Origin of the sequence: Anaerobiospirillum sp. NML120448, assembly GCF_023050945.1 — a bacterium.
Lineage (GTDB): Bacteria > Pseudomonadota > Gammaproteobacteria > Enterobacterales > Succinivibrionaceae > Anaerobiospirillum.
In genome coordinates this window covers 1-25,556 of record NZ_JALKIM010000051.1, presented here as the reverse complement: position 1 = coordinate 25,556, position 25,556 = coordinate 1, and the positions used below count along the sequence as shown (strand labels likewise).

The following is a 25,556-nucleotide window of genomic DNA, read 5'->3' as shown; positions in this document are numbered from 1 at the left end:
CACTAGCGGGTGATCTTGAAAAAGGCTGAGAGGCGGATTTCTATGCAAAGCTTCAGATAGGCAGTTCTATAGAGAGAATTATTAGTATAATATTATTGCTTACAGTGTGTGATACAAATCAAACAACTATAAGGGATGCATAGATATAAGGAGTGAATTTAAATAGCAGTTAGTGATTACTAACTAGCAAAAGGGGCAGGTGTGCAGGCAGGTAATTATTTATAAAAAATTAGTTGACATGATCAATGCCAGAGCTTAATCTCTGATAAGTAGTGGTTAAAGAGTTTTGTACGTTATTTAAATAGCGACGGCCATTTAAGGAAGAAACGTTAGTATTTACGTAAACTGCCATGATGAGTACCTCTACAATAAATTAAAAGCTAGAACACAGGTTAACGAAAGGAAAAGAAAGTATGTCATCACAGCAAAAGTAAATGTGCTGAAATTGACCAAAACACCATGTGTTGATATTTGTGCTTACATTTAGTCTAACGACCTTAATTAACATATCTTTTACAGTTTTAAAATCCCAACAACAAACATGATATACAAGGTATTTATAGCTTATTAATAGATATTTAAGACCAATAGATTAATAGATGCAATAAGCCAGTGGAAAGCAATCTCATATTTACGTTAAACCAACAATTTTCTACCCTATTTTCTGGGCTTTAAGATGCTATATGGTGTAGGTAGCGATAGCGGTAGCGGTGCTGGGAAATGGTTTTGGTATGAAGTTGTGGTGGGCGAAAATGACTAAGGCCAGTCTGCGATTAGACTGGCCTTAGTTAAAAAGATTGCTAATAAAGCTAACTATTAGGAGGCTGATTTTTGCTCTTTAGCAGCTTTCTTTTGAGCAATTTTTTCTGCACGACGGCAGGCGGCGGCAGTAAATAATACGTCAGTTGCAGAGTTTAAGGCAGTCTCTGATGAGTCTTGTAATACACCAATAATAAAGCCAATACCTACAATCTGCATGGCAATATCATTGCTAATACCAAAGATAGAGCATGCAAGAGGGATCAACATTAAAGAACCACCAGCTACACCAGAAGCACCACAAGCACAAACTACTGAAACAATACACATTAATAAGGCAGATAAGAAATCAACCTGAACACCTAAGGTATGTACAGCAGCCATGGTCATGATAACAATGGTAACACCAGCACCAGACATGTTAATGGTACAGCCTAAAGGAATAGTAATGGAGTAAGTAGTACGAGGTAACTTAAGTTCTTCGCAAAGCTCTAAGTTAACAGGTAAGTTAGCAGCAGAAGAACGAGTAAAGAATGCAGTTACGCCAGAACGAGCTAAGCATAATAAGATTAATGGGTAAGGATTCTCACCAGTAGTTAAGTAAACAATAATGGCATTAACTACAAAGGCAATAATGAGCATGGTAGCAATTAAAACTACTAATACGTGTAAGTAGTTTAATAAGTTACCAAAGCCACCTTCATGAGTAGAAGCGCTGTACACTAAGCCCATAACGCCTAAAGGAGCAAAGCGGATCACCATGCGAACTACAGCACTGATAGATTGAGCTAAGTCCTCTAAGACACGCTTAGTATTATCATGAGCAGCTCTAAAAGCTAAACCTAAAGCAACAGCCCAGATTAAGATACAGATATAGTTACCTTGAATCAGAGCATTAATAGGATTATCAATAGCTTGCTGAACAACGTTAGAAAGCACTTCACCAATTCCCATAGGAGGAGAAACACCCTCAACGGCATCTTGTAACTCAGTAAAGTTGCTTGGGAATAAATAGCTCATTACTACAGCTAAAGTAGAAGCAAAGAGCATAGAAACAATGTAAAGCACAATTACAGGTCTAATATTGGCTTGAGTGCCTTTCTGATGACGTGCAATAGCAGCAGCTACCAAGACAAACACTAAAATAGGAGCAATAGCCTTTAATGCTTTTACAAAGAGAGTACCAAACATAGGAACTACAGAGGTATCATGAGGATAAACAATAGCCAACAAGATACCAAAAACTAAACCTATGATGATTTGTAAAATGAATGGGATGCGGTTAAGAGTTTTTGCTAAAGGAAATTTAGGGTTGAATGGTTCTAACATTTGGAGTACTCCAAAGTAAGTTGACCAAAATTTAAGCCCAGAAGGCGACACCTAGTATAGTTTTGTGGTTTGATTGTATTAACAACTTATTAATAGGCGTATGGTCAAAGGATATAAAGCATATCTCAAGGCCCTGCTTACCATGCAGGCACTCTTTGAGTTGCAAGTTACTGCAATCATTTAGCCTTTTTAGACTTTACAAAACAATCTATTATTGCAACTAAATATGAAACAGTAAGCTTGCGCTTAGCACGCTTCACAGACTAAAAGTCTTTAAAAAACGTTACACAAGAGTAGGCACTTTTAAATAATTGTTAAATCCATCTAAGGGAATATCTGACTACTCTGTTTTAGTTTGGTCATTATATAAGCAAACAGCCTAAATCTAGTTAGATTATATTTATTAAGCACTAAAACAGTGCATCAGATCAACAATTTGGCAATAACAAGTAATACTTTCAGCGTTTGCTATATAGGCTAAAAAACAGACAAGCCATCTTATATTAGTAAGATGGCTTGTAGTAAAAGTCTTATTAGCTATTATTAGCTTTTGCTCTGTTCGCTTTGTTTAGCCTTTAACAGCTCCTCATAGTCGATAATAGGCTTGTAGTCTGGGCCACGATCTTTAATTTTATGATCGTAAGGCACTCTACGATGATAGTAGTCCACATCTACTTCGCTACTAGTTTTATTACAGTTAATATAAACGTTAGTGAAATATCTATCATCAGGGGCTGTCTTAAAGATACGCAAAAACCACATGTATTGCTCTGGGTGCTTGTTAATGCCATTTTCAAAGGCAGTGCAGACACGAGCTAAATATGAATCATCAGACTCATCTTTTTGATCTTCAATATAAGTAAATTCAAGCTCATAATTGGCAGTCTTTAAATTGTAGGCTGTATTTAATACTAAAACTTGAGCTTTAGTAAGTTTAGCAAGCTTTGGTAAAGAGCCCACCATAGCCTTAGGAGTACCAAAGAAGTTAACAAAATTAGTAGTAAACTCCTCGCCTAAATCCTCATCACATAAGAAGTAGCAATAACGACCTTGCTTAAGAGCCTTAATAATAGACCTAAAGCCTGCTGCACGAGTATGAATAGTACCGCCAAAAATAATACGCTGCTTATTTAAGAACCAATCGTAAACAGGGTTCTTTTGTTCATTAACCACAGCAAACATAGGCAAGCCATGACAGCTAAGATATAGGCCACAACGATCTAAAGCAAAAGAGTGTGGTACACAAAAGATAATAGGCTGATTACGAGTTAGTGCCTCATCTAATACTTCTTTATTTTTAACTACCCAACGACGCTTAAGCATAAAGGTTGGTAAAAAGGTGCCTTCTCCATAAGAAAAAGCTGTAATGATCGCATGCATCAGCATTTTGCGATACATAGCTTTAATAAAACGCTCATCATGGCCATAAAAGGCAGTATTTAGGCTAGCTAAAGTAACCTTTTTAAAGCGATTATTTATTAAAGTTAATGGAAAAGATAAGAGATAGGCTAAAGCGTCGCGAATACGATTTGGTATATAAGAAAGAATTGCCAATAAGCCTAAAGATAGCCAGGAGAGCCAATGTTTTGGGCCTAATAATTTACGCCAAGCTTGAGGATCGTAGCCTGCATTTTCTACAACATCAGCTTTAGCCTTGCTATTCTTAACTGGTTCTTTACTAGTATTCATGCCCCCAGTCCCTTACAACAAACATAACAAGCAAAACTCAATTATATCATATACTGATTTTGCCTAGACTTAGCCCTCCCCCTACTCTTACTTACACTGTCAAATAAGTTGCTATGGCTTGGCTTAAGGTTGAGCTTTAGGTGGGCCTTGGGCTACATGAGCTTGAGGTTGAGCTTGAGCTTGGGTTTAGATTTGGAGTTGTCTGTGGTGTGGGATTGGGCTTAAGTTTAGCTCTGGGCGTAGCGAAGACTTGAGCTTGGGTTTGGGGTTGGAGTTGGAGGAGGCGTTGGGGTGAGAAAAATTGAGGCCCTAAATTAATGACTAATTTAGGGCCTCTAAAAAAAGGCTAAAGCCTAAAGAATCTTGTTTAAGAATTCTTGAGTACGGCGCTCTTTTGGATGAACAAAGACATCATCTGGTGCACCCATTTCAAGGATCTTGCCGCCGTCAACAAAAATCACACGATCTGCTACTTCACGAGCAAAGCCCATTTCGTGGGTTACTACCATCATGGTCATGCCTGACTCAGCAAGGCGCTTCATAACCTCAAGTACTTCTTTAACCATTTCTGGATCTAAAGCAGAGGTTGGCTCATCAAATAACATGATCTTTGGCTGCATGGCTAAAGCACGAGCAATAGCAACACGCTGCTGTTGACCACCAGAGAGCTGAGATGGGAAAGAGTGGGCTTTATCTTTAAGACCTACTTTTTCTAATAAGTCTAAAGCAATGGCCTCAGCCTCTTGAACTGACTTACCTCTAACCTGAATTGGAGCCAAGGTAATGTTATCGAGCACACTCTTATGAGGGAAGAGATTAAAGTGCTGGAAAACCATACCCACATCAGCACGAATAGTATTGATATCAACCTTACGAGTAATATCAACACCATCAATAGTGATCATGCCATCAGTTGGCACTTCTAAATAATTAACGCAGCGTAATAAGGTACTCTTACCAGAGCCAGAAGGGCCAATAACTACCACTACTTCGCTCTTAGCAACATCGAGATCGATACCTTTTAAAATGTCGTTCTTGCCGTAAGTTTTGTGCAAGTTACGAATTTTGATCATGGCGCTCATTTGCTATCTCCTAAATCTATTAGCTATTTGAAGCGCTTTTCTAAGTACGCTACAAAACGGGTGATAGTTAAGGTCATGATTAAGTAGATAATAGCTACTGCTGACCAAATCTCAAGTGAGCCATAGGTTGAGGCAATAACGAGCTGACCCTTACGAGTAAGCTCCTCAAAGCCGATTACGGACACCAAGGAGGAGTCCTTTAACATGGCGATAAACTCATTACCTAACTGAGGAATGGTACGACGGAAAGCCTGAGGAATAATGATATGACGCATGGTTTGAGTCCATGACATACCTAAGCTTCGGCCCGCCTCCATTTGGCCTTTATCAATAGATTGAATGCCAGCACGGAAGATCTCGGCTACATAAGCACCTGAGTTAATAGAACAGGCAGCTACCGCAGCAACAAAAGGCTCAATGCGAGTACCAAAAATAATTGGTAGAGCAAAGTAGATAATAAAGATCTGAACTAATAATGGAGTGCCACGAATAAAGTCTACGTAGATCTTAGCTGGGATACGAATCCAACCATAACGAGCAAGCTCGGCAATACCTACAAATAGACCAATACAGGTACCAATAAATACCGCCATAGCAGTAATTTGAATGGTAACTAAGGCACCAATACCTAATAGCGGCAAGCTATTAATGATTAAACTAAAGTCAAATGGTATCGACATGTTTTAAAAGCTCTTAAAACTGTTGACCATGCACCCGTGGCAACACCTAGCGGAGGAACCAGGGCACGCTCTTAATAATTAAGGCAGCAAAACTGCTGCCCCCTTAATAGCTCTAAACTTACAAGAAGCAGTTTAAAGCATGCTTGGAATAAGCTTATGGCTTAATTTTCACTAATAGTAAAAATTTTGCCAAAAGCCACTATTATACATAGCTCTAAGAGCTAGTAAATAATTTGTTTAAAATTACTTAGTAGTTGGAGTGAGCTTAAACCACTTTTGGTAAATGGCATCATAAGTACCATTTTCTTGTAATTTCTTTAAGCCAGCATTTAACTTCTCAAGTAATTCTTTATTATTCTTATGAACAGCAATACCATACTTCTCAGCAGTTAAAATCTCATTGATTTCAGTTACGCCATCAGAAGCAGCGGTTTGAGCTAAGAAATAGAGGTTAATTGGGCGATCATTTACTACACCCTCACAACCCTTGGCCTTAAGCTCCATAAAAGCTTCTGGCTCAGTGTTAAAGGCCTTTACCTTACCAGGGGATAAGGTCTCAGCAGTCATAGCACCAGTGGTACCGATTTGAGCACATAAGGACTTACCCTTAAGGCTATCAACCTTTGGATACTTATCCTTGTTCTCTTCTAAAATTAAAACACTTAAACCTGAGGTGTAGTATGGCTCTGAGAAAGCAACACGCTTAGCACGCTCTGGAGTAATAGACATAGCTGCGATAATGGTGTCGATTTGAGAGGTCATTAAAGCTGGAATTAAACCGTCAAAAGGCATGTTTAAAACTTCAACCTTATCGTAACCAGCTTCCTTACCAATAGCCTGAATTAACTCAACGTCAAAACCAGTCAAACTACCGTCTTCAGCAGCAAACTCGAATGGAGCGTAAGTAGCCTCAGTACCAACACGCAAGGTCTCAGCATAAGCCATAGAAGAACTCATGCAACCTAAAGCTGCTACACAAGCTAAAGTCTTGAGTGCACCACCAAATTTAAAAGACATTTTTAATCTCCTTAACATAAGGCATTACCAATCTCGTGCCCTTAAAGCTTTTGCTCACAAAAACTTTGTTAGACTTGGTAGACTACTACAACTACCTAAAACAAGTATTGGAAAGACATCGAAAAAAGCAAGGCCAAGCATTGATCAGATGAAACTACTCGGCTGCTTAATTTCTCGCTAACTTTGTGCCTAGATTATAAAGCTCCCTACGAGTTAGCCGAATTTTAGCTAATTTAGGCGTATCTACTATCTATTGCACTAATTGCAAGCATAGAATAAGACATCATATTTTACTACAAATACTACCCATTGCCGCCCGATATTTAACAAAGGGAGCATATTTTTCTCTTTAAGTGAGCAAGGTAAGCATCAACCATAAATATTATTAAAGCACCTTTTATTTAAGGGCATTAGCTTGCTAAAGCTATAGCCACAAACTTAAATGCTTGGTGATTGAAGCATAATTGGTAAAGCCTAAAGACTCCAACTTTAAGGTGATGGCACTTTTAAGGCCTTGGTTTTAAATGGCCATGGCTCTTTGCATGGCAGGATATTTTCTGGGCAGGCCATTTAAGGGCATAGCCTTTAAATGGGAAAAAAAAAGCCAACTTTAATAGTTGGCCTTTTTTGTTGGTTAAATAAAGTATTAATTACTTATTTTTTTTGAGTTTCACCAAACCACTTGTTGTAAATTTGCTCATAAGTGCCGTTAGCCTTTAACTCTGAAAGGGCCTTATTAACTTTGGTGAGCAACTCATCATTATTCTTTGGAATTACCATGGCCATGTCCTCGGCATCCATAAGCTCATTGATCTCATGGAAATCAGAGGCGTTTTGAGAAGTGGCCATAAAGTATAAATTTACTGGACGATCGTTTAATACCGCCTCACAGCCGCCAGACTTAAGCTCTAAATAGGCAGCGTAGGCATCATTAAAGGTGGTTACATTGTCTTTAGAGAAAGTTTGAGCCTTCATGGCACTAACAGAGCCTAATTGGGCACATAAGCGTTGACCCTTTAAAGACTCAACTGAGGTGTACTTACCCTCATCAGCCTTTCTAATTACAAAGGTTAGACCAGAACGATAGTAAGGATCGGAGAAGTTGATGCGCTTTTTACGCTCTTGAGTGACTGTAAATGAGGCAACTGCCATATCAACCTGAGAGGTAAGCATAGCTGGGATCAAGCCGTCAAAAGGCATTTGTACCCACTCAACTTGAGCGCCCATTTGTTTGGCAACAGCTTCTGCTAAATCAATATCAAAGCCCACTAGTTGACCTTGAGCATTATTAAACTCAAAAGGGGCATAGGAAGATTCTGTTCCTACTCGCAATACCTCATCCTCAGCTAAGGCGTTTGGAGCCATAACTAAAGAACAAAGAGCTAAAGCGCTAGAACATAAAGCAGCCTTAATATTAAAAGCGGCCATAATAAATCTCCTATTTAATATTAATGATCCTACAAAACATTAATGATTCTTTTAACAACTACTAACTAAGTAGGAGGGGGCCCCTTATAGAGAATATTTTATTGCTTCCTTGTGCCCACCTTTGATAGATGAACTAGCTTTACAAGAACAAAATACTGTACCTTAAGCAGCCCCAACAATTCTACTAGTGGCCTCATAATACCCTTTTCTATTCTTGTTGCATCAGCATGCACCAATAAATATCAATATATATGACCTTGGCTTTAAATTGGTGCGCTAAGGCCCTTAAAGTAAGGAATACATTAATCAAATCTGATTTATTAACTAAGGATATTTATAGCTACCAAGGTGCTATTTACAAGTACTTTGGTCAAAAATAGCGCTAAAGATCACGTGCTAAAAATAATCTTACTATTTTCTATTTTATTGTTAGCTACGGTGCGCTATGCTTTAGTAATAGATTGTTACCAGCCATGAGGGCTGGTGCTTTGGAAGTGGAGTCGAGTTGTGGCTAGAAGCAACATTATTTTTGACTTTGGTGGTGTCTTATTAGACTGGGACCCTCGCTATCTTTATCGTGACTATTTTAATGACGACGCTAAGATGGAGAAATTCTTAGCTGAGGTTTGCACTAGCGAGTGGAATGCACAAATGGATGCTGGTAAACCTTTTGCACAAGGCGTGCAAGAACTTACTGCAAAGCATCCAGAATGGGCTAAAGAAATTGAAATGTACCACACCCAATGGTCAAAGATGCTCAAGAGTGAACATGCTGACGGTGTTGGTCTACTCAAGAAAGTATTAGCAGATGGTCGTTTCAAGGCTTTTGGTCTTACCAACTGGTCTGCAGAAACTTTCCCTTATGCTTTCTCTCACTATCGCTTCTTAGATGATTTTGAGGGTATTGTGGTCTCAGGCGAAGAGCACATGAACAAGCCTGATAAGCGCATTTACTATACTTTATTAGAGCGCTATCACTTAAAGGCCAGCAGCTGCGTATTTATTGATGATAATCCTGCCAATGTTGAAATGGCTAATAAGGTGGGCATCAAGGGTATTTTATGGCAGCATAACCCTGAGCAAGTATTTGAGCAGATTTTAGCTGCTCTAAATGAGCCTGATGTTGTTGAGGACGAAGAAGTTCCTCATAACCATGAATATAACTAGTTTGACAGCTTTAAAAATAAGCTAAGATAAAAAAAGCGGCCCTTGAGCCGCTTTTTTTGATCATAAAATGAAATTAAGCTTTAGTCTAAGAAGCCCTTTAAGCCAGCAGAGCGGCATGGGTGACGAAGCTTACGTAAGGCCTTTGCCTCAATCTGACGAATACGCTCACGGGTAACACCAAACTGACGGCCTACCTCCTCAAGGGTATGGTCTGAGGTCATACCGATACCAAAACGCATACGTAACACTTGTGCTTCTCTTGGAGGCATATCATCTAATACAGTGTTAATAGCGTTCTTTAAGGACTCAGCAGTGGCAGCATCAGCTGGAACGGCAATAGAACCGTCCTCAATGAAGTCACCTAAATGCGAATCATCATCATCGCCTACAGGGGTTTCTAAGGAAATAGGCTCCTTAGCAATCTTCATTACCTTACGGATCTTTTCCTCAGGTAAGCCCATCTTAGAGGCAAGCTCCTCTGGAGTTGGCTCGCGTCCCTTCTCTTGTAACATTTGACGAGAAATACGGTTGAGCTTATTAATAGTCTCAATCATATGTACAGGGATACGGATGGTACGGGCCTGATCAGCAATAGAACGTGTGATAGCTTGACGGATCCACCAAGTAGCATAAGTAGAGAACTTATAACCACGGCGGTATTCAAACTTATCTACAGCCTTCATTAAGCCAATGTTACCCTCTTGGATTAGATCCAAGAATTGTAAGCCACGGTTAGTGTACTTCTTAGCAATAGAAATAACTAAACGTAAGTTAGCTTCGACCATTTCTTTCTTGGCTTTCTTAGCCATAGCATCACCCATCATGACACGACGGGAGAGCTCACGAAGACGGAAAATGGAGATACCAGCTTCGTTTTCAATATCCTGTAAGGCCTCAACACATCTTTCGATATCTGGGCGATACTCTTTGAGTCTAGTAGCAAAAGCACGGCGTGGACGGATGGCCTTTTCGTACCAGTCCATAGAGGCTTCCATCTGAGACTCAGTGTAGTAAGCACGAAGATCATCAATCTTCATACCACAACGGTTTACAGCAATTTCACGGATACGACGGTCTTGTGCCTTAACACGATCCATCATGTCACGCATAGTGCCTAATAAAGACTCAAGCTGTTGAGGAACTAAGCGGAAAGTAGAGAATAATTCAGTTAGGCGCTTTAACTCTTCTTCGTGCTTTCTAGCAGCTACAGCACCGCTCTTAACTCTAAAGCTTTCAACTTTCTCGAATTGAACACGTAATTCGCTAAAACGAGTTTTTACTAACTCAGGATCAGGGCCAGACTCATTATTGGCACCGCCATTTTCGTCTGCATCCTCATCATCCTCATCATCAAGCTCCACCTCTACCTCAGTCTTAGCACGGCGGCCACGACGCTTGGCAGGGCTTGCCTTAGAGCTAGTTTGCTCTTCTTCAACTTCCTCAACGTCTAAATCAAGGTCATCAACGTCGCCGTCAACCATATTGAGTTCATCAATATTCTCGATATCCTCAACTTCTTGGTTTTCCTCAACAACCTCCTCAATTTCTTCGTCTTTTAGGTCGCTATCAACATAAGGATCGCCAAATCCAACTACGATGTCAACTAAACGTAACTCGCTTTCAGGATCACAAGCCTTATCAAAGGTATCAAAGAGCTGACGCATGGCCAAAGGAAACTCCACAATGCACTTTTGTACATCGTGTGTACCACGCTCAATACGCTTTGAAATCTCAATCTCGTCTTTACGAGTCAATAAAGACACATTACCCATCTCACGCATATACATGCGTACTGGATCGGTAGTGCGACCGATCTCAACCGAGCTATCTAACTGTGAGGCTACGGTCTCGACATCTTCAGACTCAACTGATTGAGAGTTCTCATTTAATAAGATCTCATCAGGATCAGGAGGGGTCTCACAAACATTGATGCCCATATCAATGAATGTCTGAATTAAGATCGTAAGCTGATCTCCAGAAACTAAGTCTGCTGGAATTCTATCATTGAGTTCTTCAATAGTAAGGTAACCACGTTCCTTACCAAGGGCAATCAACTGCTTAAACTCGGTACTTGCGGAATTGTTTTCCATCAAATGATCCCAATATTTTTACTAATGGCTTGAAAAAGGCTCAATCTATCAATTATAGAGAGTTTAAACTCAATAATCAAGCCGAAATTACAAGACTTAATCCTAAATTATGGCCTATTTTAGCCATTGTTCAATGCTCTAAGCTCTTTAGAATAATTGCTTTTTAGAGCATGAACTTCTTGTAAAAAGTAAATAATAGAACTAACGGTGTTCCTAAGTATAAGACTTTACCTTTCTTACTGCTTGTAATTGGCTTTGCAATTACCTATTAACTTATACACTTAAGCTTACCGCAGCTCGTTAATGAATGCCTATCTAAAAGTCACAACATTTAACTAAGACTAAAACCAACATTCTGCTCACATTGCTTAGAAGTTGGTAGCCTTGTTTAATTACCATTATTGACCAAAAGTTCAGGCAGTAAACTAAGCTTTACAAAGACAACAAAACAAGCATGAGCTTTAACTCAGCTTGTTTGTAATAAAACTAAATCTAATTCAAAGTTGGTTAGTGCTATACAAGGAAATTAAGCATAACTTATATGATTAGAGTTATTAGAACTTAAAGCTCTAAAAGGACAAATTACTGAGCGGGGCACTCTAATTAGCGCTCCAACTGACAGCATATGCTTGCCTATTCGTAGCTCCCTATTGGCAAACATAACCCTAAATGTACCATCTGTTACTTGAGACTCATCATCTAAAACAATAAAGTCACTTACTTTTTTATCTTTGCTATAAAGAGAAATTACTTGCCCTCGTTTAATGTGATCAATCTTACCTGGATAAGGTAAAAAGGCGTGTTCTATTGCTCTTTTAGGTGCACGGACAAAAAGGGCGCAGGCTACAGCATTAAGAGCAATTTCCATACTAGTGGATACGTCCTTACCCTGATCGTTATCGGCAATACCTACAGCCATTAAGCCAGCCATAAAATCATTTAACAGCTGAGCATCACGAACAGTAAAAGGAGATCCGTATTCTGGAAAAGTCCTTAGGTGCTGAACCATAAAATTAGTTCTAAAGAAGTATTTCATCCCTTTTTCATTAGTGATGAAGAGGCCCAAATAATCTTGCCCCTCTATACTTCGATAAGACCAAGTCCAAGACTCGCCTGGAGTTATCCGCATACCAATCCGTTCCTTAGACAAAAGAGTTAACTAACTTCAGCGGCCTGTAAAAATAAGCCTAGGAAATTAACCCCTGCCACCTAAGCTTGAGAAGAATCTTAACTCAAGCAAAAAAGATAGTTCATAAGTGCACTATCTTTTAACTTTAAACATAAGCAAAGATGAGTAGCATGCTACTCACAAAAAAACTAAGGTTCATGCAAAGAACCAATTACAGACAAAACATCAAAACTAAAAAATTTTGACTGATGGTAGCTGCATGCAAATTCCATACAATTTTGGCAAAATCTACACAAAAAGGCAATTATTGCCCTTAAAATGGCACAAATATCTAAGCCCAAACAATTAGCAGTCAGGCTAAAAATTCGATAAATAAGCTATTTGTTTACTGGTACCACTTAACAGTGTCTAAATGCAATTTAATTTATTAGCCACAGTCGTTGCACTTGAGCTCTTGAGCACTTAGCTAACTTTAACTAACCAAAATTCTGACACTTACTATTTTGCTGCCCCAAAAAAACACTTAGCTTAAGCTAGAGTATGGCTAAAGGCCATGAGCCATGCGACCATGGCTTGTGGGCCATGGCCTTATGAGCCATGGCCTTGGGCCTTAGCGCTCCATGGTGAACATGTGCTATTAGCTCTTGGGTATAAACTAAGAGCTAATTAAATAGCGTTGTTGGAGCTAACAACCACAATGCCGCCAGCTAAAACTAATTCTTACTAAAATCCTGCACAAGCAATAAATAGTGAGGCTAGATCAAATCTATGATTTTGTGACTAACTACCATGTTAAAGCTTTTACAAGTACTTTTGCAAAATTGATGGTGAAAATTAGATATTGTTAACAATATCCTCAATAATACTTGGGCCTTGGTAAACAAAAGCTGAATAAAGTTGAACTAAGCTTGCACCTGCTTGCATCTTTTCACGAGCAGCAATAACACCATTAACGCCACCTACACCAATAATTGGAATTTGTCCCTTTATCTGTGAGGCTACCTTAGATAACACCACGGTAGACTTGTGACGAATAGGCTCTCCAGATAAGCCACCCCACTCGCTAGCATGAGCTAAACCATGCACCTCTTCACGGCTAGTAGTAGTATTAGTGCAAGTAATACCGTCAATCTTAAGTCTTAAGCAAGCATCACAAATAGCACTTAGTTGTACATCATCCAAATCAGGAGCAATCTTGACTACTAGAGGCACATATTTGTTATTTTCAGAGGCTAATTTGCCCTGCTCTTTTTTCAAAGTAGTAAGTAAATCAACTAATGGGCCTGCCTCTTGAAGCGCAGTTAAGTCCTTAGTATTAGGGCAAGAAATATTGACAGCAATATAATCGCAGTGGTTATAAACCTTATTCATGCAGTGTAAGTAGTCACTAGCTGCATTTTCAATTGGGGTAATTTCATTTTTGCCAATAGAAACACCAATAATGCCCTTATAACGACGATTTTTAAGGTTATTGACCAAGTAATCAACACCCTTATTATTAAAGCCCATACGATTAATGAGGCCACGAGCCTCTTTAATTCTAAACATGCGAGGACGGGCATTACCCTCTTGAGCTAAAGGAGTTACAGTACCTAACTCTAAGTGACCAAAACCTAAAGCACCAAGAAAGTCGATAGCATCGCCATTTTTGTCCATACCAGCGGCTAGACCTAAAGGATTATCAAACTTCAATCCCATAACCTCTACTGGCTTGGAGGCAACAGTTTGACCAAATACTTTAGTAAGTGGCTCTTTGGACAATAAATGACCTAAATTAATAGTTAAGCTGTGAGCATTCTCTGGATCAAGACAGAATAAAACAGGACGAATCAAGCTTGGATAAAGGGCATAAATTGACATTGTCACACTCCAAAGAAACAAAACTTTACTTAAAGACTAACACTTACGACTTAGTAACAAGATAGCTCTCAATGCTATCAGCATCAGCCCTACCTATCACCCTAGCGCCGATTAGGCTCATCGTTCCTAGCTTACTTAATAATGCCTTGCACTATCAGAGCCTATAGAGCCTGTGCAAAGCTTACAAAACTTACTAGCCTTACAAAGCATGCAAGTCTTACTTGTTACTGGGCTTGCCTTGCTATCAGGGCCTTACAGGGTGTTTGCATAAGGTTTTAGAGCCTTTAAGGAACTAAACACGCCTAAGTCTAAAGCTAGCTATATAGCTAGCGCACAAGACCTTTAAAGCCTACTGATACAACCTACGATTAACATTACGCATCACCCTAGCCTATCTGACGCTACTTGCAGCATAGCGCAGCTGGTAGCATAGCGCAGCTGGCAGCATAGCTTAGCTTGCGATAGCGCAGCTGGCGCAGCGGTAGCGAAGCTGAGCGAAGCGGAGCAAAGCTGTGAGCTTTTAGCCTTCAAGACGGGCATATTGTACACGAGGCACCGCTTAGATGCGCTCTAAACGTAGAAATTTGTTTTGTGTTGTCACTACTAAACGAAAACGACCGTTAATGCCTGATCTGGTAGTGAATTGACGCAAGTGGTTAGCATCCAAGTCTACTACAGGCCCTTCTAAAGAACGGGCACGTAAACGCCTAGCAGAACCACTGTAAAGACGCATTAACTCATCTTGGTCAATGTTGAGATAAAAATGGTAATAGCGTTCATCTGACATAAGACCACCCAAAAAAATTTTCTTTTTCTTAGATAAGGCTGATAAAAACCTAAAGCACCCTAAAAACAACTATCTTTAGGGTGCCTTGAGAGTCAAGTAAAGACTAGTAATTATTGCTTGGTATCACTGTCCAATGCAGAGGAGATCTTCTCAAAAACAGAGCGAGAAAGATTTGGAATAGCCTTCATCTTATTGAGATACTCCTCAGCCTTGTTAATACGATTAATATCAAAGCGACGATAGTTAATTAAACCATCTAAGATGCGGGCTGCTACTGATGGGTTAATATCGTTAAGCTTTCTTACTACATCGAGCATTAATAAATAACCCATACCATCACGACGGTGTAGTGCTACTGGGTTGTTATAACCTACAGTACCAATTAATGCACGAACACGATTTGGGTTAGTGATATCAAAGCACTTATGATCCATAAGCTTACGAACTACCTTGATAGTTTCCTCAGAGGAAACAGCAGCCTGAACACTAAAGAACTTATCAAAGGTAAGTGGATCATGAGAATAGCTTTGTTCAAAGCTATCTAATAACTTGCTCTTACATGGTAATTCTAATTCGCAGGCAGCACTTAAGGCGGCTAAGCGATCAGTCATGTTATTAGCATTCTCATAAGCATTGGAAATCAAGTCATCAGCCTTAATGCCGTTATCGTCAGCAAGATAGCCCAAGGCAACCATGTATTGAGCTGCATTATGCAAGGCTCTTTGAGCAGCACTTTGAGCATCATACTTGTACTTACCACTTGATCTAGTCTTATGCTCTAAATCCTTATATTCAGAGGCTAGGGCACGAGCAATCAAGGATGATAACTCTTTACGAGTTTGATCAAGTCCATCAAGGTCAATCTTCTTAAAGGTCTCCATTAAGCTAATTAAGCTTGGCACTACAATTAACTTAGCCTTTAACTGCATATCAATGCTAGCGTCATTAATTACATAAGAGATAGCCTTGATAATATCTGTAGGCTCTGGAAGATCACCATTTTTAACCTTATCAATGTTCTGGTGTACAAAAGCATTGATTAAGGACATGTAAGAATCCACTCGAATAAATGGATCATCACAATGCTCAAGCATATTGATATAGTCTTGAGTCTGATACATGGCACTTAGCTTTACAGGGGCAGAAAAGTCACGTAATACTACAGGAATAGTGTCCTTTGGTAAGTTTGTAAACTCAAAGCTCTGCTCTTCCTTGGTAAACATTAAAACACCATTCTCAGGCAACTCTGGAGGTACCACGCTTTGACCATCTTTGGTTAAGAAAGAGGTACGCACTGGAATTACAAAAGGATCCTTGGTGCTTTGATTTGGGGTTGGTGGAGTATTTTGAGTTAAAGTAAGGACTAACTTACAATTTTCATCACAACCGCACTCTTCATTAGCGCTCTCTTGAGTATCTGATACCACTTCATTATTTAAAGCAGCAGCAATAGCCTTTTCATCAATATTGGCAGCTAAGGCAGGCTGCGCCTTACCATTGCCATTGTCATCAATGCTCTTCCAGGCCCATTTTGCATAGACCTCAGGAGTACCAGCTTGGGAATACCAACGTCTAAACTGAGCTAAGTCAGTTAAAGAGGCTGTTTCCATGGTCAAGATAAAGTCTTCAATGGTGGCAGCCTGACCATCATAACGAGCTAAGTAATCAGCTATACCTTTTTGGAATTTTTCCTCACCCACAATAGTATGAATCATACGAATAACTTCTGCACCCTTATCATAAATAGTTACGGTGTAGAAGTTGTTCATTTCCATAACTTGCTCAGGACGTACAGGGTGAGCCATAGGGCCTGCATCCTCAGCAAACTGACGGGATCTAATAACATTAATAGCATCTAAACGAGTAAGTACACGGCTATTAACATCAGAGGAGAACTCTTGATCACGGAAAACAGTTAAGCTTTCCTTTAAGGATAATTGGAACCAATCACGTAAGGTAACACGGTCACCAGTCCAGTTATGGAAATACTCATGACCAATAACACCTTGCACAGTGTAGTAATTGGTATCAGTAGCAGTTTGTGGATCTACTAACACACAGCTTGAATTAAAGATGTTCAAGCCCTTGTTTTCCATAGCGCCAAAATTAAAGAAATCTACCGCTACTACATTGAAATTATCTAAGTCGTATTCCAGGTTGAATCTACGCTCATCCCAAGCCATAGACTCTTTAATGGATTGCATAGCCCAAGTGCCACGAGTATAAGCACCACGATCAACATAAAGAGCTAGCTTAACCTCACGGCCAGACTTGGTAACAAAGGTATCTTCAATGATATCAAAGGCACCAGCTACTAAAGCAAAGAGGTATGATGGCTTTGGAAATGGATCTTCCCAAACACTGTAAAGAAGGCCATCTTTAATGCCTGACTCAACTAGGTTACCATTGGAGAGCAATACGCCACAGCCATAGTCAGGGCCCACAATAGTAACTCTATACTTAGCTAAAACATCAGGACGATCTAAGAAGTAAGTAATACGTCTAAAGCCCTCAGGCTCACACTGGGTGCAAAAACAGCCGCAAGACTTATAAAGACCCATGAGGCTAGTATTACGAGCAGGACTAATCACGACTTCGGTGGTAAGCTCGAAATCATCTGGAACTTCGGAAACAATAAGCTCTGTGTCAGTAACATTGTACTTACAAGACTGTCCATTTAATAACACATCATTGAGCTTGAGCTCTTCACCATCAAGGCGTAACGGAGCTTTAGGATCAGCGCTTAAACGAACATAATGCGCAGTAGCACGTACTACAGTAGCATCATCAGCTAGTTGAAACTGCAGATCAATATCTGTAGCAGTAAAATCAGGTTTCTTATATTCTAAGCGCTTCTTAGCTTTAAAGTTGCTAGCAGCCATTATTGTCTCCTAAAAGATAAACCATATCCGATATTAATATAGACTTTAGTACAGCCAATAGTCAAACTTACTTAACCTTAAGTACTCTACCCTATCCCCACGTCGACTATCAGCATTAGCAGCACCTACCGACCTGCCGACCTACCATCCAAGTTAAAGTTAAAGTTAGCTACGCTTAGCCCCTACTTGATAATAATAGCTATCACCAGACTCTACTCTAACTACCAACCCGCCCCAGGAGGACAATGAAAAGTAAAGCAGGCGAGCAAACGCCATGGCAAGGCATGGTGTGTTTTTGCATGGCATTACACGGCATGGCAATGTAATGCATGGCAGTGCACAGCACGGGACGGCAATGCATAGCAGTGCAAGGCACAACATTTTGATACTAGCGCTAATCTGGCAACACAAGGCTTTGGTAAAGCTCCACACCTATTGGCTTTAGCCATGTTGGTTAAAGGGATTTTGAGGCTTTTGGAGCTTTTGCTGGCTTTTATCTGAGATGTCAAATAAAAAGGCAGAGTTGTTTAGACTCTGCCTTGAAGTAATGAGGGTTTTATTCAAAATTATTAGGGCTTAAGACAATGCTACCAGAGCGATAATTTTCCTTAGTAGCAACAGTATCTTGCTCTTGCCATAAACTTGGATAAAGACTGTCCTTAAGATGTACTGAGGTTGACTTATTGTGATATTGCTCGAGGAGGGCTTTAAACTCCTGATCGCTTACACGTAAAAAAGTGTCATCCTCATTCATAGTGCGCCATGGGCCTAATAAAGCACCATCGGCATCCATATTATTAATCTCACCAGTAGCAGTAACTAAACTGTAAGGGCGACCATCTAAAGTATGGTGAACCGCTTGTGCTGGCTGTGCATCTGCTTTAGAGGCAGTAGGAGCTAAGCTATCAGCTAAACTACTAGCGGACTTATAGCTAACAGAGTCAGAGCTATTATCCTTATCATCTAAGCTAATACCTAAGTTCTCTGTTGAGGATGGCAAAAAACCACCTGGCAAGCTGTTAGCTTGAATTCTAGCGGCCTCTGGGCGTGCTGGCATAGCAGCAGCACCTGGAGGAGATTGCACACCTTTGCCCTTGGATAACTCATCTCTATCTACAGCTGGGAAGCGATTTAAGATAGGAGCTTGTTGAGCCTTATACAGATTGGCCTTTTGAGCATCTGCAAAGTCAGAGGCAATAATTACAGTCTCGTCTAAAATAGTATCGTCAAACTCAAAGTCATCAGGTAAATCTTTAACCTTCTTGACTGCTGGCTTGCCCATGAGCTTTAAGCGTTGATTAGTAGTCTTAAGAGCATAAGCATCATCGTCTTTCTTCATTTGCTCACGCTGAGCAAGATTTACAGAAAGAACCTTCTTATCTTTGAGCTTATAGTAGCGGTCTAAATCGTCTTTAATAAGCTTAAAGGCTAAGCTGTTATTAACACGCTTATTGCTCTTGGCGGTTAACTGTGGAACATAAGCCTCAATATTTAAATAGCTGTCATATTGGACAGGATTAATCTTGTCCCATGGCAAGGCATTAGGCTCAGTGCTCTCACCAAATTCCTTGGAGTCTACTCCTGTTGGTAAGTAGATATCAGGAGATACACCCTTTAGCTGGGTTGAACCACCATTAATACGATAGAACTTAGCAATAGTGTAGTGAATGGAACCTAATTGCTCATCATTAAAATCGTACACACGAGCTAATGGCTTAGACTGTTGAACAGTGCCCTTACCAAAAGAGGTATCACCTACAACCAAGGCACGACCATAATCACGTAAGGCTGCGGCCATAATCTCAGAGCTAGAAGCACTAAGGCGATTGATAAGCACCACTAATGGGCCGTCATAAGCTGATGAGGCATCAGTATCATACTGAGGAATAACATTACCACGAGCATCACGTACTAATACAATTGGGCCACTCTTAATAAAGAGACCAGAAGATAAAGTAGCCTCTGGTAATAAGCCGCCACCATTGTTACGTAAATCAATAATTAAGGCATCAATGTTCTTGCCCTCAGACTTGATACGATTGATTTCCTTTTTAATATCCTGATGTAAGTTAGTATAGAAGCTCTTAATCTTGAGCACAGCAATGTTCTTACCCTTGTGCTCCTTCATTTCGATCTTAGCCTCAGAGTCCTGTAGTCTTACCTTGTCACGAATAATATCGACGCTAAAGGTAGTCAATTGAGAACCTTCACCACGCTCGATATCCAAGGTTACTTTGGTACCCTTAGGGCCTTTAATCTTCTTAACTACTTCATTTAAGCGCCAGCCAATAATATCCTCATAGGAGCCATCAGCCTGACGAACACCTACAATCTTATCTTTGGCCTTTAACTTCTTAGTTTGCTCAGCAGGAGAACCAGGCAAAATAGAATTGATAACAGTGTACTCATCCTCAGAGGTAAGCACAGCACCAATACCCTCTAATGATAAGTTCAAATTATCATTAAAGTTTTCACTATCATCTGGGCTTAAATAACTGGTGTGAGGATCAATAGCGGTAGCAAAGCTATTTTCAAAAATAGAGAATACATCCTCTGACTTAATCTGTGCCAGCTTGGCTAAAGCAGCATTGTAGCGACGTAAGATACGCTTTTTAGCTTCTTCTTTAGTCTTGTCAGCCAAGAGCTGTAAGATGTAATCATTCTTAAGCTCATTAATCCACTGCTTCTTTAAGGCAGCTTCATCAGGCAAGAAGTCAGCATCTTTACGATTAAACTCTACACTATCATCAGTAGTTAGATCGAGTTTGTCCTCTTCAATGGTTTTAACAAAGAAAGAGTACTTTTGATAGCGCTTCTTAGTAGAGATATTGTAAAGCTCATATGGATAGCTTAAATCGCATAACAAAATAGCACGAATGATGCGATCACGATTAGCATAGATCTCATCTACTTCACTCTTAGTAAAGATGCTCTTGTTGTAATCCATATAATAGAGAAATTGCTTGATTACTTTATCAGCAAACTCTCCATCCACATCAATAGCCTTGTAATGAGCACGAATATAACTATTGGCAGTACGTGTACAAGCCGTTTGATGAATGCCTTCAGGAGCTAAATTAGGTAATTGCTCGTAGGTTGGGATTGCCAATTTAGCATTTGCAGCTATTGAGCAGGCCAACATGGCCACTCCTAAAGCAAGTTTGGACAATTTAAGCACGGCTAAAGCTACCTCGCATCTGCCTGAACAAAGAATCTAAAATCTTTCAGAGACACTAACATAGGGGAAAATCCTTTTAACAAAAGGATTTTCCCCTATGAAAGCTATATGTACTCTGATATTCACGGTTAAAATAATAACATTACTAAGCTTAGTGGCAAATTAGCAAAAGTTATTAAATATTTACCAAAAAAGCCAATAGCCCTAAGATCATCTTAGGTCTATTAGCTTTTTTGCTGCACAATAAGTTTTAACTACTCAGCACTATTTGGTGCAACCTTGCCATTTTGGTGGTTACCATTAGGACGGCGGTTGTTATTGTTACGGTAGTTATTACGTGGGCCCTTGTTGTAGTGACCATTAGAGCCATTATTGTTAAAGTTGCGCTTTGGACGAGGAGCGCCACCAACACTTAAGAACACACGGCTTAAAGGTACAGTTACAGGTAAACCATTCATAATAGTAATACTTACAGTATCACCATTGAGCTCCTGACTTACTGTGCCCTTGACATAGCTACTATCGGTAGAAACAAATACATAACGACCAATACGAATGTCGCTTTCTTTTGCTGGCTCAAACTTACGCTGATTGTTGTTATTGCGATTGTTAAAGCGGCGCTGCTGCTGACCATCACGGTTGTTAAAGCGACGCTGTTGACCATCACCTTGGCCTTCGCCATTATTTGGACGCTTGCCCTTATTGAATGGACGGCCCTGTGGCTTCTTAGGCTTAGCTGGACGACGCTTATTATTGATTTCAGTAAAGCGAGTGCGTGCGTACTCAGCGTGCTCAGCAGTAACAGGCTCAACCTCATTACCGTTTAAATCAACACGTTGTGCGCCCTCACGTACACTGTAAAAATAACGTAAGCGAGTGGTATAAACACGTACAGCGGCACGTACTTTAGAGATAGAGAGACCTTCAATATTAGCAATTAAAGGCTTTAAGTCCTCTAAAATACCAATCTTTAAAGGCTTGCAATCACCCTCTTTAATAAAGGCTTTTGGAAAATGTACATAAAGAAGCTCTAATGCCTCTTTAATGTGCTCTTGATGAGTACCAGTATTCTCGCCATCTGCAACAGCATTGGTTTGCTCACCAGGTGCAGTAACTTGCACCTCTTTGTTAGCCTCAAGAGCATTGTCTTGAGCAACCTTATCTATAGTTTCCACTAAAAAACTCCAAATCGTTGGCTTTAAGACTAAAAAGCCCCCAAAGAGATATTGGAAATTTAAAAAATTAACCAATACTCTTTAATAGTGCAATTCTAAGAGCTTACCAAGCACTTAATCATAAATAAATAGAGCGCCAACGATCTCGCCCTATTAATCTAAGCTCTTAGTGCTAAAGAGAAGATCTCTTTAATATTATTTCTACCCAACCAAAACTTCGCTTAAACAAGTCCGAGATTTAAACAAAACCAACCTGACTTAAACTTCACCCTATGGATTGGATTTTCCTTAGCCTATGCTATTGTGCAGGGCTGCCAAATAAAAATATTTTAGCAAATATTCAAACTACACAAGAACAAAATACTATTGTTCATAATGCAATTTTCTAAGCTGTAAATCAATACAGAATCACTTAAGTTAATGATTTTTTTGCCTTAAATTTGCATATCAACCATAGTTATTGCTTGGCTTGCGCCTCAAAGATACGATTGACACGCTCTAAGTCAGAAAGAGTATCTACACCAGTCTCAGGTGGGCGATCAGTAGTAGCTACGGCAATTTTCATTCCGTAATGCAATAAGCGTAACTGCTCTAAAGATTCAGCTTGCTCAATAGCAGCAGGCTCTCTATTTAGATAGTCAATGATAGTATCAGCCTTGTAGCCATAAATACCAATATGGTGATAGTGCTTAAACTCTAGCTTAGTCACCTTATCCATACCTTGAGCAAAGTTATCACGCTCATAAGGAATAGGAGTACGGCTAAAATAAAGCGCAAAATTGTCTTTATCCATCACCACTTTAACGCAGTTTGGATCAAACACATCGGTAATATTAGTAATTGGATTACATAAGGTAGACATATTGGCACCAGATCTGGCCAACAATGAAGCCACCTCATCAATATGATCCTTGGTAATTAATGGCTCATCACCTTGGACATTGACCACAATAGTATCGCCACTGATATTCTTTAACTTAAGCATTTCAGCAATACGCTCAGTACCAGAGCGTGGAGCTTGAGAAGTCATGCAAATTACTAAGCGCTTATTTTCCTTAGCTAAAGGCTCTAAAGCCTCAACTACTAAAGGATGATCAACACAAGCAATAACTTCCTTAGCACTAGACTCCAAGGCCTTTTCACAGACCTTAACAATCATAGGCTTACCATCAACTAAGGCTAAAGGCTTAGCAGCTAAGCGAGTGGAGGCATAGCGTGCTGGAATAGCCACAATATAATCAACTGTACTCATTTTAAATTATATGAGCTCCCAACCCTTATCACTTATTGCTAAGTACGGGTGCAGCGCATATCTCCTTGTAAACATAAACTAAAATAAATTGATTAGCGACGCTTTAACTCTTTTGGCAATTGGCTAGGATCATAAGCTTTAGCCTTCTTAACCCTAAACAAATCCACAGCCTTATCATCCCCTACCCCATAACTTGTGCTACTGGCGCTAGAGCTGTCGCTGCTGGCGCTAGCGCTGTTAGCGCTGACGCTGCCAGCACCGCCAGTGCTGGTGCTATCACCTGCGCTTGGGTCAGAGCTTTGGCCAGAGCTTGGGCCAAAGCCTTGGCCTTGGGCTGAGTTCGAATCTGGGTCTTGGGCTGAGCTTTCGTCAGTGATAAGTTCTGAGTCTAAGCTTGAGCTCTTGCTAGGATCGCTATGGCGCAATGGGCTTTTGCCTTTTAAAGTCTTTTTGAGGCTGGCTGGAGCTTGATCTTTAACCAAGTTAGCCTCTTTATTAGAGTCACATTGCTCACTATCACCTGTGCTAGCGCTGGCGTTAGCGCCTGCGCTGGTGCTGGTGCTAGCACAGATATCGTCAGATATAGGATCAACTTTTTGCAAGACATAGCCTTGAGCTTCTTTTTCTTTACGTCTTTGCTCAACTTTATGGCTATTTAACTTGATACTAGTGGCAACGTCATCAAAAAACTGTTTGGACAATGAAGCTTGAATATTAAAGACAAAGACATTATTCAAGTTGTTAGCTGTAGCTTCGCTTTGATACTTAATAGCATCCTTGGCTGTCATAATAACAGGTCGGTTTTGTACCAAAGAGCACAGCTTATCAAAAGAGATTTTATTATGATCCCCTAGCTCCACCTTCTCTTTAACTACAAAGCCACTATCTTCAAGGCTTTTATAAAAGCGATCGGGATTACCAATACCGCACAAAGCACATACCTCTGAACGAGGCTCGATAATTTGCTTAGAATTACTATTAAGAGGCTCAATAGAAGAGTGCTTAATAAGCATTGGGTGATAGCCAAGATGAGCCACAGCACCTGAGACTACTACATAATTAACACTCTTTAAGCGCCATTCCCCCTCACGTAAAGGACCTGCTGGCAAGAGTTTTTTATTGCCCAGCATGCGACTGCCATCAAGAACACAAATTTCAATGTCACGATCTAAAGCATAATGTTGCATGCCATCATCAGTAATAATGACATCAACACCTAAACCAGCTAAATAATCAGCACCTCTAACACGTACAGGATCAATAACTACTGGCGCTTTACATTGACGGCGCATAAGGCTAGGCTCATCGCCATAAATTTTAGGGTCGGCATTTAAAGGAACTTGGGCTGGAAAATTAGTACATTGAGCTTTATAACCACGAGATAAGATACCTGGATTAAAGCCACGCTCTCTTAATTCTTTTACTAAAGCTATACATAATGGAGTTTTACCTGTACCGCCTACAGTAATGCCACCTACGACCACCACAGGCACTACAGGGCCAGATCTTTTTAATATACCAGCGCCATAAAAAGCACGTCTAGTAGCTGTTATGAAAGCAAATAGTGCTGAAACAGGTAATAAAGGCAGCTCAAAGCATAAAGATGTAAGCTTATTTCCATACCAAACTTTATTTAAAAATGACACTGCAGTTTACCCTGATTAACATTGAAAAATTTAAAAAGCAGCCAAGATTAATAGTCTTTAGTCTTGCCAAACAATATGTCCAGATTTAATCACATCAATGCAAGAATCGCTAATAGCTTACATGCGTGAATCGACATTATACAATAATTAGGGAACTTCTATTATTCAAAGTCTTAATGCTGTAAGTTACTATAAAGTTGGACAAGATGACTTTACCCCCTCTAACGATGCTTAGACTTATGATTTTTTGCTAACATCAGTTCAGATTTTATACCTGACTCCTTGATTTTGACTTATTTAGGGTGCAAAAATCCCTCCCATTGTTTAAATAGGATACATTGGTTCCACGCCAAAGTCTTAGATACTTTGAGTTAGAAAGGAATTGGCATTTTAAGAGTGATTAGGC

At 39.9% G+C, this 25,556-nt stretch carries 17 protein-coding genes; 1 reads left to right on the top strand and 16 read right to left on the bottom strand.

What is annotated here, in order from left to right; translation table 11 throughout:
• Positions 1–229 precede the first annotated feature (229 nt).
• The 7 genes from MXE38_RS08830 to MXE38_RS08800 form a co-directional block, all read right to left on the bottom strand.
• On the bottom strand, positions 230–352 hold the full coding sequence (locus MXE38_RS08830) for a hypothetical protein (protein ID WP_348647375.1): 123 nt from the start codon (positions 350–352) through the stop codon (positions 230–232).
• 464 nt (positions 353–816) lie between these two features.
• Entirely contained in the window at positions 817–2,088 is a 1,272-nt protein-coding gene (sstT, locus tag MXE38_RS08825; RefSeq protein ID WP_246914024.1) for a serine/threonine transporter SstT, read from the bottom strand.
• 543 nt (positions 2,089–2,631) lie between these two features.
• Positions 2,632–3,777: a hypothetical protein gene (locus tag MXE38_RS08820; RefSeq protein WP_246914022.1), complete on the bottom strand. Its 1,146-nt coding sequence runs from the start codon at positions 3,775–3,777 to the stop codon at positions 2,632–2,634.
• Positions 3,778–4,130: 353 nt separating this feature from the next.
• A complete protein-coding gene (locus MXE38_RS08815; RefSeq protein WP_246914026.1) occupies positions 4,131–4,850 on the bottom strand; it encodes an amino acid ABC transporter ATP-binding protein in 720 nt (239 codons plus the stop codon).
• A 32-nt stretch (positions 4,851–4,882) separates the two neighbouring features.
• Positions 4,883–5,539, bottom strand: a complete 657-nt coding sequence (locus MXE38_RS08810) for an amino acid ABC transporter permease (protein WP_246914020.1) — start codon at positions 5,537–5,539, stop codon at positions 4,883–4,885.
• A 243-nt stretch (positions 5,540–5,782) separates the two neighbouring features.
• On the bottom strand, positions 5,783–6,556 hold the full coding sequence (locus MXE38_RS08805; protein WP_246914018.1) for a basic amino acid ABC transporter substrate-binding protein: 774 nt from the start codon (positions 6,554–6,556) through the stop codon (positions 5,783–5,785).
• A 654-nt stretch (positions 6,557–7,210) separates the two neighbouring features.
• Positions 7,211–7,984 carry a basic amino acid ABC transporter substrate-binding protein gene (locus MXE38_RS08800; RefSeq protein WP_246914016.1) on the bottom strand — a complete coding sequence of 258 codons (774 nt, stop codon included), beginning with the start codon at positions 7,982–7,984 and terminating at the stop codon, positions 7,211–7,213.
• Positions 7,985–8,491: 507 nt separating this feature from the next.
• On the opposite strand from MXE38_RS08800, the gene MXE38_RS08795 reads away from it, so the two are divergent.
• A complete protein-coding gene (locus tag MXE38_RS08795; RefSeq protein WP_246914014.1) occupies positions 8,492–9,151 on the top strand; it encodes an HAD family phosphatase in 660 nt (219 codons plus the stop codon).
• An 80-nt stretch (positions 9,152–9,231) separates the two neighbouring features.
• Here MXE38_RS08795 and rpoD read toward each other — a convergent pair whose 3' ends face one another.
• From rpoD to lpxK, 9 genes are all read right to left on the bottom strand, one after another.
• Entirely contained in the window at positions 9,232–11,241 is a 2,010-nt protein-coding gene (rpoD, locus tag MXE38_RS08790) for an RNA polymerase sigma factor RpoD (protein WP_246914012.1), read from the bottom strand.
• Positions 11,242–11,767: 526 nt separating this feature from the next.
• Positions 11,768–12,370 (bottom strand): cell division protein ZapC domain-containing protein, encoded by a 603-nt coding sequence (locus MXE38_RS08785; RefSeq protein ID WP_246914010.1) that lies wholly within the window; start codon positions 12,368–12,370, stop codon positions 11,768–11,770.
• An 834-nt stretch (positions 12,371–13,204) separates the two neighbouring features.
• Entirely contained in the window at positions 13,205–14,230 is a 1,026-nt protein-coding gene (gene pyrD, locus MXE38_RS08780; protein ID WP_246914008.1) for a quinone-dependent dihydroorotate dehydrogenase, read from the bottom strand.
• Between the two features lie 559 nt (positions 14,231–14,789).
• Positions 14,790–15,017, bottom strand: coding sequence for a DUF2835 family protein (locus tag MXE38_RS08775; RefSeq protein ID WP_246914006.1), 228 nt, complete (start codon positions 15,015–15,017; stop codon positions 14,790–14,792).
• A gap of 110 nt (positions 15,018–15,127) precedes the next feature.
• Positions 15,128–17,899 (bottom strand): aminopeptidase N, encoded by a 2,772-nt coding sequence (gene pepN, locus MXE38_RS08770; protein WP_246914004.1) that lies wholly within the window; start codon positions 17,897–17,899, stop codon positions 15,128–15,130.
• A 556-nt stretch (positions 17,900–18,455) separates the two neighbouring features.
• Positions 18,456–21,077 (bottom strand): carboxy terminal-processing peptidase, encoded by a 2,622-nt coding sequence (locus MXE38_RS08765; RefSeq protein ID WP_246914002.1) that lies wholly within the window; start codon positions 21,075–21,077, stop codon positions 18,456–18,458.
• A gap of 254 nt (positions 21,078–21,331) precedes the next feature.
• Positions 21,332–22,252, bottom strand: coding sequence for a ProQ/FINO family protein (locus MXE38_RS08760; protein WP_246914000.1), 921 nt, complete (start codon positions 22,250–22,252; stop codon positions 21,332–21,334).
• A gap of 457 nt (positions 22,253–22,709) precedes the next feature.
• The gene (gene kdsB, locus MXE38_RS08755) at positions 22,710–23,504 is read right to left on the bottom strand and encodes a 3-deoxy-manno-octulosonate cytidylyltransferase (RefSeq protein WP_246913998.1); all 795 of its coding nucleotides are present in this window, start codon (positions 23,502–23,504) and stop codon (positions 22,710–22,712) included.
• Between the two features lie 92 nt (positions 23,505–23,596).
• A complete protein-coding gene (gene lpxK, locus MXE38_RS08750; RefSeq protein ID WP_246913997.1) occupies positions 23,597–25,150 on the bottom strand; it encodes a tetraacyldisaccharide 4'-kinase in 1,554 nt (517 codons plus the stop codon).
• Positions 25,151–25,556: the final 406 nt, after the last annotated feature.